General features: G+C 64.7%; 15 protein-coding genes and 2 tRNA genes. 1 reads left to right on the forward strand and 16 read right to left on the reverse strand.

What is annotated here, in order from left to right; all coding sequences use genetic code 11:
* Positions 1–73: 73 nt before the first annotated feature.
* The 14 genes from HZZ16_RS25265 to HZZ16_RS25330 all read right to left on the reverse strand — a co-directional run bounded on the left by HZZ16_RS25265 (position 74) and on the right by HZZ16_RS25330 (position 14,729).
* Positions 74–1,459 (reverse strand): TolC family outer membrane protein, encoded by a 1,386-nt coding sequence (locus HZZ16_RS25265; RefSeq protein ID WP_197952687.1) that lies wholly within the window; start codon positions 1,457–1,459, stop codon positions 74–76.
* 201 nt (positions 1,460–1,660) lie between these two features.
* A complete protein-coding gene (locus HZZ16_RS25270) occupies positions 1,661–2,323 on the reverse strand; it encodes a protein-L-isoaspartate O-methyltransferase family protein (protein ID WP_197952574.1) in 663 nt (220 codons plus the stop codon).
* Positions 2,324–2,463: 140 nt separating this feature from the next.
* Positions 2,464–2,643, reverse strand: a complete 180-nt coding sequence (locus HZZ16_RS25275; protein ID WP_197952575.1) for a hypothetical protein — start codon at positions 2,641–2,643, stop codon at positions 2,464–2,466.
* Between the two features lie 204 nt (positions 2,644–2,847).
* Positions 2,848–2,922, reverse strand: a tRNA-Asn gene (locus HZZ16_RS25280).
* 74 nt (positions 2,923–2,996) lie between these two features.
* Positions 2,997–3,176: a hypothetical protein gene (locus tag HZZ16_RS25285; RefSeq protein WP_197952576.1), complete on the reverse strand. Its 180-nt coding sequence runs from the start codon at positions 3,174–3,176 to the stop codon at positions 2,997–2,999.
* A 124-nt stretch (positions 3,177–3,300) separates the two neighbouring features.
* A complete protein-coding gene (locus tag HZZ16_RS25290; protein WP_197952577.1) occupies positions 3,301–4,995 on the reverse strand; it encodes a flotillin family protein in 1,695 nt (564 codons plus the stop codon).
* Between the two features lie 23 nt (positions 4,996–5,018).
* Entirely contained in the window at positions 5,019–5,678 is a 660-nt protein-coding gene (locus HZZ16_RS25295) for an OB-fold-containig protein (RefSeq protein ID WP_197952578.1), read from the reverse strand.
* Between the two features lie 10 nt (positions 5,679–5,688).
* On the reverse strand, positions 5,689–6,852 hold the full coding sequence (locus HZZ16_RS25300) for a PspA/IM30 family protein (protein ID WP_197952579.1): 1,164 nt from the start codon (positions 6,850–6,852) through the stop codon (positions 5,689–5,691).
* A gap of 390 nt (positions 6,853–7,242) precedes the next feature.
* Positions 7,243–7,626, reverse strand: a complete 384-nt coding sequence (locus HZZ16_RS25305; protein WP_197952580.1) for a RidA family protein — start codon at positions 7,624–7,626, stop codon at positions 7,243–7,245.
* Between the two features lie 13 nt (positions 7,627–7,639).
* Positions 7,640–9,970 (reverse strand): acetamidase/formamidase family protein, encoded by a 2,331-nt coding sequence (locus HZZ16_RS25310; protein ID WP_197952688.1) that lies wholly within the window; start codon positions 9,968–9,970, stop codon positions 7,640–7,642.
* Between the two features lie 134 nt (positions 9,971–10,104).
* The gene (locus tag HZZ16_RS25315; RefSeq protein ID WP_197952581.1) at positions 10,105–11,346 is read right to left on the reverse strand and encodes an acetamidase/formamidase family protein; all 1,242 of its coding nucleotides are present in this window, start codon (positions 11,344–11,346) and stop codon (positions 10,105–10,107) included.
* Positions 11,347–11,389: 43 nt separating this feature from the next.
* Entirely contained in the window at positions 11,390–13,012 is a 1,623-nt protein-coding gene (locus HZZ16_RS25320) for an amino acid ABC transporter permease/ATP-binding protein (protein WP_197952582.1), read from the reverse strand.
* A gap of 177 nt (positions 13,013–13,189) precedes the next feature.
* Positions 13,190–14,074, reverse strand: a complete 885-nt coding sequence (locus tag HZZ16_RS25325) for an ABC transporter substrate-binding protein (protein WP_376707591.1) — start codon at positions 14,072–14,074, stop codon at positions 13,190–13,192.
* A gap of 394 nt (positions 14,075–14,468) precedes the next feature.
* A complete protein-coding gene (locus HZZ16_RS25330) occupies positions 14,469–14,729 on the reverse strand; it encodes a hypothetical protein (protein ID WP_025036239.1) in 261 nt (86 codons plus the stop codon).
* Positions 14,730–14,991: 262 nt separating this feature from the next.
* Between HZZ16_RS25330 and HZZ16_RS25335 the strand changes: the two genes are divergently transcribed.
* On the forward strand, positions 14,992–15,186 hold the full coding sequence (locus HZZ16_RS25335; protein WP_197952584.1) for a hypothetical protein: 195 nt from the start codon (positions 14,992–14,994) through the stop codon (positions 15,184–15,186).
* Between the two features lie 408 nt (positions 15,187–15,594).
* Here the strand turns inward: HZZ16_RS25335 and HZZ16_RS25340 are convergent.
* Together HZZ16_RS25340 and HZZ16_RS25345 are read right to left on the reverse strand one after the other, a co-directional pair.
* A tRNA-Cys gene (locus tag HZZ16_RS25340) sits at positions 15,595–15,668 on the reverse strand.
* Between the two features lie 84 nt (positions 15,669–15,752).
* Positions 15,753–16,493: a tRNA-uridine aminocarboxypropyltransferase gene (locus tag HZZ16_RS25345; RefSeq protein WP_197952585.1), complete on the reverse strand. Its 741-nt coding sequence runs from the start codon at positions 16,491–16,493 to the stop codon at positions 15,753–15,755.
* Positions 16,494–16,510 lie beyond the last annotated feature (17 nt).

Genomic DNA, 16,510 nt, shown 5'->3' on the forward strand with positions numbered 1-16,510 from the left:
GGATTTTGACGATTGCAAGCAAAGCACCGGTCGACCTCGGCTGTTCGCGAGATCGACCGGATGATTACGGGAATCAGCGGCCGTCAGGCGTGCGCACACCCGCCCAGCTGTCGCGGACCTGATGGTAGTGAACGCTGGGGTCGTAGGTTGTGGTCGCAAGGCCGAGGACTTGCGGCGACAGACGCCCGACCGCCGCGAGGACGTTATAGGATGCGACGACGCGATCGTGCTGCGCGGTCACCAACGCAACGCGCGCATTCACCAGCGCCTGCTGCGCATTGAGCACGTCCAGCGTGGTACGCTGGCCGGCCTTGGCCTCCTCACGTACGCCGTTCAGGGCGATCTCGGACGCCGTCACCTGCGCCTGAGCCGACTGCACCTGCGCCTTGGTGGCCTGCAGCGAGCCCCACCATTGCACAATGGTCGCACGGGTCTGGTCGCGAGTCGTTTCGAGGTTGAGGCGCTGCTGCGCCAGGTTTTCCTTGGACTGGCGGATCAGCGAATATTCGCCACCGCCCTGATAGATCGGCACCGAGAGCTGCGCGACCGCGGATGCGTTGAACGAGCGCAACGAAATCAGGGACTGTTCGTTGGCCTGCGTGGCCGATGCCTGGATGGTCATCGTCGGCAGCAACGCACCTTCAGCGACCTTGACCTGCAGGTAATTGACGTCGATGCCATACATTGCGGCCGTGACGTTGGGATGCTCGATGAGGCCAAGCTCGATCGCCGCGGCAAGGGTTGCGGGGAGGAAGCGATCGACGGGTGAACCGGGTGCTAGATTCGCCGGCTCGTTGCCGATGATGCGGCGGAAGTTTGCGCGCGTGGTGGTGAGATTTGCTTCAGCAGTGAGGGCCTGCGTCCTGCCGGCGGCCAGCTGTGCTTCCGATTGCGCAACGTCGGTGCGCGTCACTTCGCCGACATTGAAGCGGTCGCGGGTCTGCTTCAGCGTCTGCTCGAGCACGCGTACGTTGCTGCGCTGGACTTCGAGCGTGGCGGCATCGCGCAAATAGTCCATGTAGGTCGTTGCGGCCTGAAGCAGCACAGTTTGATCGAGGCTGCGCAGCGCTTCGCGAGCACCGGACACCTGACTCTCCGCCGCCCTCGTTCTGTTGGCGGTCTGATTGCCATTGTAAAGTGTCTGCGAAGCGGTAATTCCAGCGCTGCGAGGTAACGTGGTTCCGTGGATTGAGTTGGTGCCGACGCCGCTCTGCAGATCCTGATATTGATAGCCACCGCTCGCGGTCAGCGAGACCCGCGGACGATAGCCAGACAAGGCCTGCGGCACGTTTTCGTCGGTCGAGCGCACCTGGGCACGCTGCGCGTTGAGCTGCGGATTGTTCTGATAGGCGCGCACCAGCGCCCCATCGATCGTATCCGCCAACGCAGGCGTCGGCCCGGCCAGCGCCAGCAGCAGGACCGAAACCGCAGCTCCGGTGAAGAGCTTCACCCCATGCATCCGTGAAATTCCGTTCATTCTAACGCCCGGCGCGTGCCCGCGAGCCGGGTAACCCTACCAATGGAGTCGTTGCCCCGCCGCAACATAGGACGCGTTCAAGCGCGACGGAACTACCTGAAGGTGGTTCTCGGTCGAAACTCTTCACGTGCAGCATCCCTGCCACACTTCTGATTCAGAACGGGATTTTAACGGGGCCTGGGCTCAGAAGACGAAGGCAGCCGCCCGTTCCAGCCCGGGAAGGACCGGGGCGGCGGCGTCGAACAGGGCCCGATGGCCGAATTCGCCGTGGGTACGGGTCACGATCGTCGCGCGCGGCGGCCTCGATTCGGCCGATACCCCCACCAGGCGCCCACCCTCCTTCAGCTGCCCGAGCAGAGCTTCCGGCCTCACCTCGGCCGCGCCGTTGAGGAGAATCACATCGTAGGGGGCGGTACCAGGATCCCCCTCGGAGCAGGCCGCCGCCCTGCAGGCGACATTGGAAAGCCCCTGGGCGGTGAAGGCGTCCCTGGCCTTGGCGGCCAAAGCCGAATCGCACTCGGTCGCCGTGACCTGACGCGCCAGCTTGGCGGCCAGAGCGGCGAGGTAGCCGGTGGCGCAGCCGACGACCAGCACGTTGTCGCCCTCGCCGATTTCGGCGGCCTGGAGCAGCTTGCCGGTCAGCGCCGGCTTGATCAGGAACCGCTTGGCCGCGCCTTCGCTCACGTCGAGGTCGAGATCGAGGTAAGCCAGTGCCTGCCGGCCGGCCGGCACGAACGCCTCGCGCGGCACCGTGAGCATGGCATCGAGAACACGACGGTCGGTGACGTCATTGGTGCGCACCTGGCCATCGACCATTTTTTGGCGCGCGGTCGAAAAACCGGACATTTGCGGACCCTGCAGTGCGGACGATGCCGCGGAGAAAAATCGCGGCATCTTTTGGAGCATGCTCGGTCAAAACGCAACATGGCGGTTGGCGATGCGCGTTCGCGCTCCGCAACCGCCCGTTATGGAGGGCCCGACCGGCTCTATTCGATGGCGACTGCCAGGCGGCCAATAAGGCCGGCGACCTCGTCCAGCCGCGCCGAATCCGGCGCCTCGACTGCGCGCGCGAGACAAGCGAGGCATTCATCGTCGCTGAGCTCGGGGATGTCGGCCGACAGAATTGAGGGGGCCATATCCGAACGGTCGGCCTTGATGTCTGGCATGGGGATCAGCTCCGCAAGTGTCCGGCAGATCCACGCTCGACGGAAATTGAGTCGATTTGGCGCCGTCGGAATGGCGGAACCACGCCGATGCACATCTGTTCGGGCACGATTCCGTGCTGCACCAGCGATGCGACGCTCTCGATGTCACGGAAAGCAGATTGCGCGCGGGATGCGAGCACAAGTCACTGAATTGTCAGTAAGATTTGGCTCCCCGGGCTGGATTCGAACCAGCGACCATCCGATTAACAGTCGGATGCTCTACCGCTGAGCTACCGAGGAAAAGGGCGAACCGTTCGTTCGCGCGCGGCTGCGTATAACAAAGCCGCTTGCGCTTGCAAAGGACGAATTCGTCATCATCCGCAAAGCGCCCAGGAGAGGCCTGGAGACCCCTCCTCCGGTCCCGGCCTGCAAAAGACTATTCCGCCGGGGAACGAGGTCGTCTTGGTGCCGCGGTCGTAGCGCAGGCGGAGCGCGGTGAGCTTGCAGAGATTGACGCTCTTCCCCAGCACCGCCTCGTCATAGCGTTGCCTCAAGACTCGTCCGGAGCGAGATCGAACGGTTCAAGGCGCGATCGATCGGCGCTCCGAACGTTCGCGCGACGCAAGACGCGGCCCGCCTGTTTATCGATCCGAATTGTCCGCAATAACGAACGGACATTCATAGTTCAGCGGCGTTTGTTTTCTCCGGCAGCGGCGCCGGCACGGCCGCACCGTTGCTCTTTCCCGTGACGGCGCCGACCAGCGCCTTCACCGGATCGTCGCCCGGCGCAAAGCCGCTCTGGCGCAGGATCTCGTCGATCATCGGACGCAGCGCATGGACCTTGAGCAGCTCGCCGGCCAGACCTTCGCCGAAGCCGACATTGCCTCCGCTCGCGCCGTTGCCGCCGAACGCGCCGCCGGTGTGCAGGATACGGACGTCCTTGAGGTTCGCGATCGGCTTCACCATCTCGGCCAGCGCAGACGGCATGATCTCGATCCGCTTCTTGGCGATCTCGAAATCGATGACGTTGCTGCCGAGCTTGTTCTGCGCCTCGTTCTTCATGGTGATGACGGCGGCTTCCGCCTCGCCGATGTTGCGGACACCGACCGCCTTGATCTTGTTGGATTCGGCTTCCGCGGTGGCCAGCGTCTTGACGGCTTCGGCGCGATCGAGCGAGGCCTTCTTCTCAGCCTCGGCGGCGACAATCAGCTCGGTCGACTTGCGCTCGGCCTCAGTCCGGGCGGCGAGCACCTGAGTGAGACGGGCGCGATCGGCGACCTCGACCGCGCGCGCGGTGACGACCTTTTCCTCCGCGGAGACGGCCAACGCCTCGGCGGCCTTGGCCTCGGCGACGGCTTCCGAGGTCTGCTTGCTCTTCGCCGCGATCTGGATCTCGTTCTCCTGCGTCGCGATCTGGATCTCGCGCTGGGCGTCCGTCTTGCGCTTATTGATCGCGAGGTCCGACTCGATCACCGCGGTTTCCTTGACCTGCTTGGCACCGGCCTCCTTCTCGGCAACCGCACGATCGGTGTCGATGCGAGCGTTCTCCTCGGTCAGACGCGCGGTTTGCGTCGCGGTCGCGACCTCGGCGCGAGTGCTCGCCGTCTTGTTGGCGATGTCGCGCTCCTGCGACAGCTCCGCCTCTTTCTTGGTGCGTTCGATGGTCAGCGTCTGCTGCCGCGCCTCGAGGTCCTTCTGCGCGATCGCCACCTCGTTGTCGCGCACGATGGCGTTGCGGTCGCGGCGGCGGGTCTCAGTGATGGTCTTCAGCTGGGTGAGACCTTCGGCATCGAAGAAGTTCTCGGGGTTAAAGAATTTGACGTCGGTCTGGTCAAGCTTGGTCAGCGAAACCGATTCCAGCTCGAGACCGTTCGACTTGACGTCGGACTCGACCGTGGACTGCACGTGCTTGACGAAATCCGAGCGCTTTTCCTGAAGTTCCAGGATAGTCATGGTCGCCGCGACCGAGCGCAGGCCGTCGACGAATTTCGCCTCGACCTGGTTGCGCAGCGCCTCGGCATCATTGGTCAATGCGCCGAGGGTCTGGCTCGCGAGCGCGATGCTCTCCTCGTCGGGACGGACGCGGACGTAGAACTCGGCAACGATGTCGACGCGCAGGCGGTCCTTGGTGATGAGAGATTCCCGCTCCTTGCGCTCGACGGTGAGGCGCAGCGTCTTCAAATTGACGCTGGCATAGGAGTGGAAGATCGGCAGGATCATGGCGCCGCCGTCGAGCACGACCTTCTTGCCGCCGAGCCCGGTGCGCACGAAGGCCTCGTCGCGGGTGGCACGCTTGTAGAGAATGGTGAAGACGATCCCCAGGACGATAATCAGCGCGACGCCGATCACGGCCGGGACTGCGATGTCGAACATGACTTTCTCCGCTGTGGGACTTGCTAATGGCTTAGAGTGGGCTTGGACGGCTTGAGTTCATCGTCAGCCTTCACCGCGACGAAGCGCGTGCCGTCGCGGTCGACCAGGAGGACCATGGTTCCCTGCGGCAAAGGTCCCGATGACGGCGCCGCGACCGCCGAGACGAAATGGCGGTTGCCGTGGACGTCGGCGACGCTGACGCGGCCGGGCGGTCCCTGGTCGAGCGGGCCGACGACGACCTCCCCGATGCGGCCGACGAGATCCCCCAAGCCGACGACGTAGCTTTCGTCCTTGGGAATGACCCGCGCGATGGCCCTGCTGGTGGCGCGCACCAGCGGAACCGACACCACGACGGCCCCGACCGACGCGATCGTGGCCGGCAATGGACCCGCAACCATTCGCGCGAGGTCCTGGATCAGGAAGCCGGTGATGGAGAAGGCGCCGAGTAGCAGCAGCAGGAAGATCAAGAGCGGCACGCCGCCGACATTGATCCAGGAGATGGCGTTGAGCACGCCGTTGTCGCTGGGATGAGCAAAATCGATGTTGGTGCCGAGCATCTCGCTCAAGGAGGCCCCGACCAGCATCGAGATCACCTCGACCGAGCCCACGATGACGATCATGGCCGCCGCAATCGTGAACGGCCTGACCTCAGGCGCCATGACGTGTTCGAGCAGAGCGCTCATGGCAGGGCACTCAGGAGCCCGACTTCAACCGGGCCAGCCTCGCTGCAATTTCCTTGTCGCGATGAAGCGTGCTCAGCTCGTCGATGTCGCTCGAATAAGGAATTCCCGGCGGCACGCCGGTGGTCCGTGCCACCGCGCGGCCCGCCCGCAGCGCCTTCGCGGCAGCGGAGGTGCCGCCGGATTTCCGCGACGATGTCGATGCCTGGGGGCTGGCCTGGGCCTCGCTCTTTTCGAGATCGGCGCGGCGCTGCTCGGCGTCCTGGAGCGCCGACAGCACCGCGCGGAGCGACGTGACGCATTGCTCGATCTTCTCGTTGTTCTCGTCGATGGCGCGGGAGAGCACCTCGAACTGCGCCTCAAGGTCCATTTGCCGCGCGATGCCGGCGCGGGCGAGATCATCGCGCCCGTCTGCGACCGCGGTCTCGATCTTGGCGGTGAGATCGGTCATCGCCCGCTCGATCTCGCTGCGGCGCGCGTTGAGACGATATTCCTCGGCCCGCGCAGCGGCGAGCGCATCGCGCGCTTCGGTCTCGGCGCGCTCGATCTCGCGGATGGCTTGGCCGACCACCTTCAGCTTGTTCTTGCCTTCCGCCTGCTCGATCGCATCGTAAGCGATCCCGGCGATCAGGCGCCCGACCCGGGACAGGAAGTTGTCGGGAGCGGCAGCGATGGTATCCATGGCGTTCTCCTCCTCTGGCAAGCTGTTCGGCGTGACGCCGTAGTGAACTTCGAAACCGTCGTCGGTGCGGATGAGGCGTGCCGGCACGCTCTGCCCCCAGCCCTCGGCATAACCGGCGTAGTCGAAGGGCACGCTGAAGCGCCCTTGCACCGTCGCAATCGAAATGGTGGCAGGCCCCTTGATCTTGGCGAGCTTGTCGTCGAGCGGCAGGCGGCGCCCTGGCGCGGCGCGGTACTCCGTGCGGTCGCGCAGCCCCAGCGTCACCAGCCGCGAAGGCAGCGCCGTCTGTTTGCGGATCGGCTCATAGGCGTGGGCATGGAGCAGGACCACGTTGGAACCCACATTGTGGGTCCGCGCCACCTCGTCGAGGATCTCCATCATGCGGTCATAGGCCTGGAATGTTGCCTCAATGGCGGCCTGGGCGGCCGGGTCAGGGGCAAGCCGGTAACGCAGCGCGGACGGCGCGTTTCGGGGCGATTGGGTCATAGAAAGCACTAAAGCACCGTTTTAGTGCTTTCGGAAGCGGAAGCTCGATCACGTTCTGCTGATCCATATGCACTCTGTCGGTTAGTCGCGACGGTCCGGGCCCACGTTCAAAGCGGCCGATCATCCCTATCTCACGACCGATCAAGACTTCTTGCACGCGACGGTTGCAATTTGAGATGAAATGCGGGGAGCGCTCGGTAGTCACTCTCTCGACCCGTCATTGCGAGGAACTCTTGCGACGAAGTAATCCCGACTGCTTCCGAGGAGGCATTCTGGATTGCTTCGCTGCGCCCTCGATGACGCAATCTGACGGGACACCTCTCTTCATCCACTCTCATTTCGGAGCGCAGCGGCGGTTCCGGATATCCCTTCGCTCATCAACGCCACGCGCCAAGGCCGTCACGGCCTCCGGCACACCAGATCGATCTCGATCAGCGCATCATACGCCAGGCCGGTGACGCCGACGCAGGTACGGGCCGGCAGCCGGTCCGGTGCGAAGAACGTTCGGTAGGTCTCGTTCATGGCCGCATAGTCGTCCTTGAAGCGCGTCAGATAGACGCGCGCCATCACGACGTGCTCGAGGCCGAGATCGAGGCCGGCAAGGACCACTTTCAAATTTTCCATCACCGCGCGGGTCTGCGCGACGATGCCCTCGGGCAGCACGCCCGGCGTCTGCGGCGTATCGGGCATCTGACCGGTCACGAAGACGAAGCCATCGGTCTCCACCGCGTGGCTGAAGGGCGCGACCGGCTTCGGTCCACCGCTGATCATGTGGAATTTCACTTGGATGTCCTGGTTAAGATGCGTCGTGAAACAGGCGCTTGCTGAGAATGGCGTGCACGCCCCAATTGCCGTCGACGACTTGCGTGACGCCGAAATCGACCGCCGCCGACATCAGTGCGATCGCCTCGTCCTCGCTGAGGCCTTTGACGTTCATCAGGAAGCGCCGCATCTTGCGGAAGGCGTCTTTCATGGCGAGATCGAGCGAGGACTTGGCGTAGACTTCGCTCTGCCCCTGCGCGCCGAATTCCGCGAGATAGTTGGGGTGGCTGAAGCCGGTCAGCACCCAGTCGCTCTCGGTCTCGATCAGGGGATAGGAGAGATCGGCGAAGGCACGGCCGGCGAGATCGGCCTTCTTGTGCAGGATCACCTCGAAGGTGCCGGTCATCGAGCATTCGATCGCGGTGCCGCTGAGTTCGCCGTCGCCCTGCGCGGCATGAGGATCGCCGACCGACAGCAGCGCGCCGGGGACCGAGACCGGAAGATACACCGTTGCCCCCTTTCCCAGCCGCCAATTGTCGAGATTGCCGCCGAAGTAGGACGGCGGCACGGAATCGACGAAATCGAGCTCACGCGGCGCTAACGCGATGACGCCGAAATGCGGACGCAGGGGAATTTTGATGCCGTCGAGCACCGCGTGCCGGCGCTTGATCGTACCAGGTGCAACGGGCACGCCGGGATAGTCGTAGGTGGCGTGCACCACGCCGAAGGGATCGGTCTGCGGCTCCCAGCGATAGGAATAGAGCGCGCGGGCGTGCGGCAGCTCGGCGGCTTCGAAGATCTCATAGATGGTAACGGCTTCGCGCGGCTTGGGACCGCCGAGAAACTCGTTGTAGTGATAGCCCCACCACGCTGCGACCGACGAGCCGAACACACGGCCCGCATGGCGCGGATTGCGGCTCGCGCGCGGCACGATGTCGAGGATACGCACCTCCAGCACATCGCCGGGCTGAGCGTCCTTCACCGCGACGGGCCCGGTGCAGATATGCACGCCAAACCCCTCGCCGGCACCGCGGCCGAATACGCTGGCATCCATGGGCCCTGCACCGCGGCGGTCGACGTTCTTCTTGCCTGGCGTCCAGCCGAATACGCTTTCTGCGGCGGCATCGCCTGATATCATCAACTCGGGATCGTCGGAGGCGTGCTGCGTCAGCGTCTCGATGGTGATGGTGTCGCCTGACGCGATCTCGATCTGCGGCGGCAGCGAGCGGCTGAAATAGCCCCAATGAACGCAGCTGGCCTCGACCGGGAGATGGTGATGACGGCGTTCGGTGGTGGTCGGCTCGCCGGCGCCGGCACACGCGACGCTGCTGCGGGCCTCCACACTCTGATGCGCGCGCAATTGCGCCAACGCCTCCTGCGGCCAGCCACGTTGGCCGGTGACGCCATGTTGCACGGTCGCCCGCTCGGCCTCCTGCTGTCGGAACTCGCGCGGCGGCAGGCCGAAGCGATGGCGGAAGGCGCGGCTGAAATGCGCGGAGTCACCAAAGCCGTAGGCGTAAGCGATCTCCGAGATCGAGCGATGCGCCTCGGACGGACTGGACAGATCCGCCCAGGCGCGCTGGAGACGACGCTCGCGAACATAGTGGGTGAAATTGTCGCCGACCGTCTCGAACAGCTTTTGCAGGTATCGCTCGGAAATTCCCTCGGCTTGGGCGACGCGCGCCGGCACCAGATCGGGATCGTCGAGGCGGCGCTCGATGGTCTGGCAGATCCGGTGCAGCAGCGCGGCCTGCGTCGCGCTCGCCCCGGCGTCGGACGTCGATGCCGCCAGTTGATGCGCGAGCGTCAGGAGAAGATCGACGAGCGACTGCGCGAGCAAATTCCATTCGGCATCGCTCAAGGTGTCGAGCGTGCGCGCCGTCGCATCAAGGAGACGCGAGAACACCTCGGCAAAGCCGCTGGTCGGAACGACGCGCGGCTCGCCGAGCCGCGGCTTACCCGAAAGGCGTCCGTGCAGCGCCTCGGAGGTGACTGACAGCACGATGGCGCGCATGTCCCGCTGGAACACGATGCTCCAGTCGCCGCTGCGCGGCAGCATCACGAGATGACCGACGGGAACGATGCGGTGTCCGCCGGCGGTTTTCAACACCATGCCATCCTCGACCGGCATCAGCACGATCGGAAGGTCTTCGTTCGCGCGTGCCAGCGGACCGACGCTCTGCGCGCCCGCGGCCATGCGTGTCAGCGCAACACCGGTGGTCTGGCGATGGGAGGCGGTAGCATGCCCGTCAAAGGAGGAATGGCCGCCTGCCGGCTGCAGGCCGACCGCCGCCAGCACGTCCCGCCAGGCTTCGGGGCGGTCGTCTTGCGCGTAGGACTCGCTCGTGAACGGCCGGAAGCTCATCGGATCAACCCAGATTGCGGTCGATCGAAGCAACCTCTGTGCCAGACGCATGCGGTCCTCCGTCGCTGCGACGGGCCGCAAATGGTCTCCGCTTGTCACCTGCTCATCCCGAAAACGGAAAGCGTCTCAACACATTAGTCGCAGCGGAAGATGTTTTTTCGGATCGTGCCGTGGACGCCCCAATTGGCATCGACCACCTGAGTGACGCCGAAATCGGCGCCGACCGACATCAGCGAGATCGCCTCGTCCTCGCTGAGGCCGTGCACTGTCATCAGAAACCGGCGAAGCTTCCTGAACGCATCGCGCATCGCACGGTCGAGACTGCTATGATTGGCAATCTCAGTTTGCGCGTCGGCGCCGAGCGCGGCGAGATAATTCGGATAGGTGAAGCCGTAGAACGACCAGGCATGGTCGGTCTCGAGCATGGGATGGTCGAGACCTTCGAGGCTGGTGCCGCCAAGGTCGGCCTTCTTGTGCAGGATGAATTCGAAATCGCCGGTCAGCGAGGTCTCGATTGCGGTGCCGCCGAGCTCGCTGTCGCCTTGCGCGGCATGGGGGTCGCCGACCGAGAAATATGCACCGGGGACCGCGACCGGATAGAACATCCGCGCACCCTTCCCGATCCGCCAGTCGTCGATGTTGCCGCCGGTATAGCTCGGCGGGATCGAGCTGACGAAATCGGCTTCCGATGGCGCAAGGCCCATGGTGCCGAAATGCAGCCGCGCCGGCACCTTCACGCTGGTAAGGATGTTCTCGCGCTTCCTGATGGTGGCATGGTCAACGCGCACGCCCGGATAGTCGATGGTCGGGTGCACGATGCCGTCAGGATCGGTCTGCGGCGTCCAGACGTAATTGTAGACGGCCTTCGCATACGGCTCGCCGGAGGTGTCGAGCTCGAAGATGGTGACGACCTCGCGCGGCTTCGGCTCCTCGATCAGGTCGTGGTAGTGGAAACCCCAGTTCGCCGCGACATTGGAGCCGAAGCAGCGGCCGGCGTGACAGGCACTGCAACTCGGCCGCGGCCGGACGTCGAGGATGCGCACCTCCAGAATGTCGCCGGGCTCGGCGCCTTCGATCGCGACGGGGCCGGTGAGCAAGTGCACGCCGATCCCCTCGCCCGCGCCGCGGATGAATGGGCCTTTCGTCGGGCCCGAGCCACGACGCGCCACCGCCTTGTGCTCGCGCGTCCACTGGAACACGCTTTCGGCACCGGCGTCGCCCTGAATCATTCGCTCGTAATCGTCGTTGGCGTGGTGGGTCAGCGTCTCGATCGTGGCCCGGTCTCCCGAGCGCAGCGTCAGGGCCGGCGCGACTGTCTTGGAGAAATAGCCCCAATGGACGGTCTTCGGCGAAACCGGCAGCGTGACATGCTTCATGACGTGACCTCTTCGGGGATCTTGCACATGGTGGAGGGAGCGCTCATCGCACCGCCTCCGGAGTCTTGTCCGCTTCCATCACGCTGAGGAAGCGCGCCGTCAGCGGATTGCGCGGATTGGAGAGCACCTCGTGCGCCGGCCCCTCCTCGATGATCGTGCCGCCGCTCAGGAAGGCGACACGGTCCGCGACCTCATCGGCAAAGCGGATCTGGTGCGTCGAGATGATCATGGTGAGGCCGTCGTCGATGGCGAGGCGGCGGATCACCTCCAGCACTTCATTGACGAGCTCGGGATCCAGCGCCGAGGTCGGCTCGTCCAGCAGCAGCACGCTCGGATTGGGCGCCAGCGCGCGGGCGATGGCAACGCGCTGCTGCTGGCCGCCGGAGAGATGTCGCGGCAGCGCATTGGCGCGGTGTGACAGCCCGACGCGGTCGAGCAGCTCGCTGGCGCGGCGGTCGGCGTCGATGCGGGTCATGCCGTGGACCCAGCGCAAGGGCCCGGCGATGTTCTCCTTCGCCGAGACGTGAGCAAACAGGTTGAATTGCTGGAACACCATGCCAACGCCGACACTGGCCCGCTCGTTGGCGACGGCGCGCGGCGACAATCGCTTGCCATCCTCGGAAAAGCCGAGCCGCCGGCCGCCGACGCGCACGGTGCCGGCGTCCCAGTTCTCCAGATGGTTGAGGCAGCGAAGCAGCGTGCTCTTGCCGGAGCCGCTGGGGCCGAGCAATGCCACCACCTCGCCCACACGCACGGTCAAGTCGAGGCCGTCGAGCACCTTTTGCCCGCCGTAGCTCTTGGTGAGGTCCTTGGCCTCGACCGCGATATTGTTGCGCGCGATCGTCGCCGCGCGACGGGCGCGCTCCTCGCGGGTCAGGGCGAGTGGCGGCGTATCGGTCAGCTCTGCCGCTGCAGGCTCGGGATCGGGGCTGGCCACATCGGCAAGGTCGAGCTTGGTGGCGAGGTCAACACGGCGCCACGGCAGATAGTCGGCCAGCTTGCGCTCTCGGCGCGTGGTCCGGTCGAGATCGAGCAGCCATTCGACGAAGAGCTGGATCGCGCTGATGGTCGCGGTCAGCAGGAGATAAAGCAGCCCCGAGGCAAAGAAGATCGAAAAGAAGTCGAAGGTCGAGGACGCCAGTTGCGTGGATCGTAACGTCAGCTCCTGCACCGCCACGACAGAGGCAAGCGATGAATTCTTCAGCGCGCTCACCGCCTCGTTGCCGAAGGCCGGGATCATGGTGCGGATCGCCTGTGGCGCGACGACCCTGCGCATCAGCACTGATGGCGTCATGCCGAGCGCCTGCCCTGCCGTCAGCTGACCGCGGTCGACGCCCAGCACGCCGGCGCGCAGCATCTCCGCAATGAACGGCGCTTCGTTGCAGGCGAGCGCGAGGCCGGCCGCCAGCACTGCCGGCAGCTTGATGCCGATATGCGGCAGCGCGTCGTAGGCGAAAACCATTTGGAGGATCAGCGGCGTGCCGCGGAAGATCACGGTATAGGCCCTGGCGATCGCCGCCAGCGGCCAGAAGCGCGAGAGCTGCATGCCGGCGAGGATCAATCCAAGGATCAACCCGCCGCCGAGCCCGAGGGCGGTCACCTCGAGGGTGAGCTCGATGCCCGCGAGCAGATACGGCATGCTCAGGTAATGAAGGAACAGCGACATCAGCCGACAGTCATGAGAACGGAATCGGGTTTTGGTCGAAGGCGGCCACCTCCAGGACGGGGCCACCTCTCGCAGCCAAGCCTCGGCTACATCGCATCGTTCGATGCGATCCGGTTGAGGGGTTACGCTGCACCGCTTTTGCCGCCCCCCTCACCCGGCACTTCGCGCCGACTTCGCTCAGTCAGCCGTGAGGATTTCCGGCTCCATGAAATTGTTCACATCGAGCCCATGCTTCTTCAGGAGCTCCATGTGCGTGCCCGCCTTCTGCACCTCGATCAGGGCAGCGAGCACGGCGTCACGAAATTTCGGCTTGCCCTTGGGAACAGCGATGCCGACCGAGTATGGGATCGTCACAGCGACCGCCTTCTCCAGCTTGTCCGGATAGGCCTTCACGGCGCTGTCGACGCTATTGACGTCGTTGACATAGGTGTCGGCACGGCCGGCGAGAATCGCCTGGATGCAATTGGCGTTGTTGTCGTAGAGCTGGATGGTCGGCTCCGGCTTGCCTGCCTTTTTGCACTCCGCGGCCAGCGTCTGGATCAGGGGCACCTCGACATAGCCGGTGTTTTCGGCGGCAGCCGCGCCGCACATCGACAGGTTGATGCCGTTGATGCCTTTTGGATTCCCCTTGGCAACCAGCACGCCATCGAACACTTTCGAATAGGTGATGAAGTCGGCGGCCTTGGCGCGCTCCTTGGTGGCGTAGATGTCGGAGATGACGATATCGGCCTGACCGGCGGCGAGCGTGGTGAGGAGCGCTGCAAACACCACGGGCTTGTAGGTCAGCTTGAAGCCGAGACATTCGCCGATGGCTTCGCCGAGATCGATGTCGAACCCGATATATTTGCTGGGGTCCTTGGGATCGATCGTCTCATAGCCCGGCGTGTGCGGATTGATGGCATTGACGAGCGTCTTGCCCTTCCAGTCCGGATATTTCTCCTGGAGCGCGGCGCAAGCGGGGGGAGCTGCGGCCTGTGCGCTCAGCGGTGCGACAACGACGAGACCGAAAGCAATGGCGGCGCCGAGCATGAGCTTGCGCCGGGGCAATGATGCACGCGCCATTCCCCGCCGCGCCTGGGGCCAAATCGATTTCTCCATCTCGCCAGTTCCTCCGAAATGTCATGGCCTCTGCCATGCTCCAGTGATCGGGGAGGAAGCGTGCGGGAGTGGGCGGTGAAAAGCTTGTCCGCGGGCGTACAAAAATTTGGATGAAGCGCGCCCGGCATTTGGGCAAACGGTTGCACAAAAACTGTTCGGGGGCCGCGAAACGGCGCAGGTTTAGGGTCTCCGAATTCGGGATACCCAAATGCTCTCGGCCGTAGCAGCCAGATCCACCGCCGCAGCGAAAGCACTGGTCGTCCACAGCCTGTCCGCAGCATATCCACAGGATGACCAACGCGGATTCGTAAGGGCGTGCGAGGCACTTGCTGCGCACAAACCCACAAGCCGGGCGGGTTCAGCCACCTGCCTGATCGAACACGGATCGGCAGGCCTCGCTGAGGCTGGCGCGGTTGCGACGCAGGCAGGCGGTGATGGCGCGGACGTTGGGGATCTCGCCGGCGCAGAGCCGGTAGACGTCGGGGGTACAGGCCCGCCGCTGCTCCGCCGTTCCCTGTGCATGGGCGGCGGAGGCAAACAGCGTCAGGAACAGCCCGACTGTTGAGGCGCCCCGCGCCCGGCTTTTCACGCCCGCAAACCGCAAGAACCTTGCCTTCATGACCAGTCTCCCGCTCTGCCCTGCCCGCTCCGGCCTGCATTGGCCGGCATGGGGCAAAGGGGTAGGAGAAATAAACCGCCGGGAATGTGATCTCTTTCACGCCCGCTGCGCGGCGGCGGCACGTAGGCTTGCCCCGGGGATTTTCAGGAATCGCTAACCATTCGGCTGCCGATCGCCGCATCGTTAAAATGCGAACGATCGGGTCAATCCGGAAACAAACGTGCTTTGCGACATTGCGCCATCCGCGTTCTGCGAGGGTGTGATGAGCGAAGCCGAATTCAATTTGCTGCTGGATGCTGTCCGGGACGCCATGACCTTTGAGGATTTCGCGCCTGTGCCGGTGGAGGAATACGTGCCCCGCTCGTGGCGCTTCGACGCGACGCCCAAAGCTGCCAATGACAACGAGGGCGCCTGGCCCCTCCTGCCCTTTCCCGACGGCTGGTACGCGGCCTGCTGAGGCCGACTTCTCGTAAGCGGATGCGGCTCGCCCTGCGGGCGGCCGGGCCTCAGCGAGCCCCCACGCCCGGTGCAACGACGATCAATTCTTGACTCGCTCTTCACCGTCCCGCGGTGCCCGCTCGGGTACCGCCGGCGGGAAGATGCTGTCGTAGATCGCGCGCGCCTCACGAATGAGACGGGCCCTCTCCAGCTCGGATTTCGAGACAAATCGGACGATTTCGCCCACGTGCTCTCCAGCGCTCGTTGATGGGACATGCATCACTTCGCAGATGCGAAGTCTGTGCCATCCGAACTGAATCGCGGGTTTCCGCCAAGCCCCGGACAAATCCGGTGGGCGCGGCCCGTCAGGCCTTGCTTGAAAGCCAAGGCAAACTCGCATTTTTGCTGGAAAATCAGAAGCTTGTGATGGAGGCCACGACCAGAATTGAACTGGTGTACACGGTTTTGCAGACCGTTGCGTAACCACTCCGCCACGTGGCCCCGTAAGGGCGGACCAATATAGGGGATCAATGGCTTAGGCAACCCCACGGCCCGCGGGTAGCACAGCGAAATGTCCAGCCGAAATCAGGCGCGCTTGCGGCGTCGGAAGTCGCGCCGGCGGCCCTTGGGCGCGGGCTTGGGTGCCAGTTCCGGCATCTCGGCCTGGACCTCGCGGTAGCGAGCCAGCATCCGTTCGAAACTGGCATGAAGCGTCTCGGCGATATCAGGGCGCCGCTCGAGGCCGGCGAGGATCGTCGCGGCGGCTTCGATCGTCGAGAGGCCGTCGCGGCGCGGCTCCTTGCGCAAGCGCCCGTAGCGAGAGGGATGTGCCGGATTGAGGATCACGCGCTGGCATTTCAGCATCCAGGGATTGCGCCACCACAGCGCCTTGGCCTGGCTCCAGGTGCCGTCGAGCAGCACCACGCCCTCGAGCTTGCCGAGGATCGCGCGCTGGTTCTCCGCGACCTCGCCCTTGCGGTTGAGCGCGACGATCTCACCTTCGGCATCGAGATCGGCCGCGCGTGCCGAGCCGAGATAGAGCACCGCCCAGTGCGAAGCATTCTCGACCGGCCGTCCCAGCGCCTTGGACAGGCTCGGCCAGGACAGGCCGACCCGCACCGTGGCATCGGCAAAATGCCTGGCCAGCAGCCGCGCCGTGCCGAGTGCCCTGTCCTGCTCCTGCGGATGCTGCAGGATCAGGAGCGAGAGCCGATTCTCGATCGGCGTCACGCTGTCGCAAATGCACAGCGGCATCGGCTTCTGGCAATGCGGGCATTCGGGGATCGGCTCGGCCGGCGCGGCGGCAGTGTCGGGCGGATTGGACATGATCGCCGCTATACGCT

The sequence above is a fragment of the Bradyrhizobium glycinis genome (assembly GCF_016031655.1).
GTDB classification, from domain to species: domain Bacteria; phylum Pseudomonadota; class Alphaproteobacteria; order Rhizobiales; family Xanthobacteraceae; genus Bradyrhizobium; species Bradyrhizobium glycinis.

Excerpts from the sequence above, each read along its gene's own strand:
- HZZ16_RS25310 (WP_197952688.1), bottom strand. The coding sequence starts at position 9,970 with ATGAGCTTCCGGCCGTTCACGAGCGAGTCCTACGCGCAAGACGACCGC.
- HZZ16_RS25295 (WP_197952578.1), bottom strand. The coding sequence starts at position 5,678 with ATGAGCGCTCTGCTCGAACACGTCATGGCGCCTGAGGTCAGGCCGTTC.
- HZZ16_RS25345 (WP_197952585.1), bottom strand. The coding sequence starts at position 16,493 with ATGTCCAATCCGCCCGACACTGCCGCCGCGCCGGCCGAGCCGATCCCC.
- HZZ16_RS25265 (WP_197952687.1), bottom strand. The coding sequence starts at position 1,459 with ATGCATGGGGTGAAGCTCTTCACCGGAGCTGCGGTTTCGGTCCTGCTG.
- HZZ16_RS25320 (WP_197952582.1), bottom strand. The coding sequence starts at position 13,012 with ATGTCGCTGTTCCTTCATTACCTGAGCATGCCGTATCTGCTCGCGGGC.
- HZZ16_RS25325 (WP_376707591.1), bottom strand. The coding sequence starts at position 14,074 with ATGGCGCGTGCATCATTGCCCCGGCGCAAGCTCATGCTCGGCGCCGCC.
- HZZ16_RS25290 (WP_197952577.1), bottom strand. The coding sequence starts at position 4,995 with ATGTTCGACATCGCAGTCCCGGCCGTGATCGGCGTCGCGCTGATTATC.
- HZZ16_RS25315 (WP_197952581.1), bottom strand. The coding sequence starts at position 11,346 with ATGAAGCATGTCACGCTGCCGGTTTCGCCGAAGACCGTCCATTGGGGC.
- HZZ16_RS25335 (WP_197952584.1), top strand. The coding sequence starts at position 14,992 with ATGAGCGAAGCCGAATTCAATTTGCTGCTGGATGCTGTCCGGGACGCC.
- HZZ16_RS25330 (WP_025036239.1), bottom strand. The coding sequence starts at position 14,729 with ATGAAGGCAAGGTTCTTGCGGTTTGCGGGCGTGAAAAGCCGGGCGCGG.
- HZZ16_RS25270 (WP_197952574.1), bottom strand. The coding sequence starts at position 2,323 with ATGTCCGGTTTTTCGACCGCGCGCCAAAAAATGGTCGATGGCCAGGTG.
- HZZ16_RS25275 (WP_197952575.1), bottom strand. The coding sequence starts at position 2,643 with ATGCCAGACATCAAGGCCGACCGTTCGGATATGGCCCCCTCAATTCTG.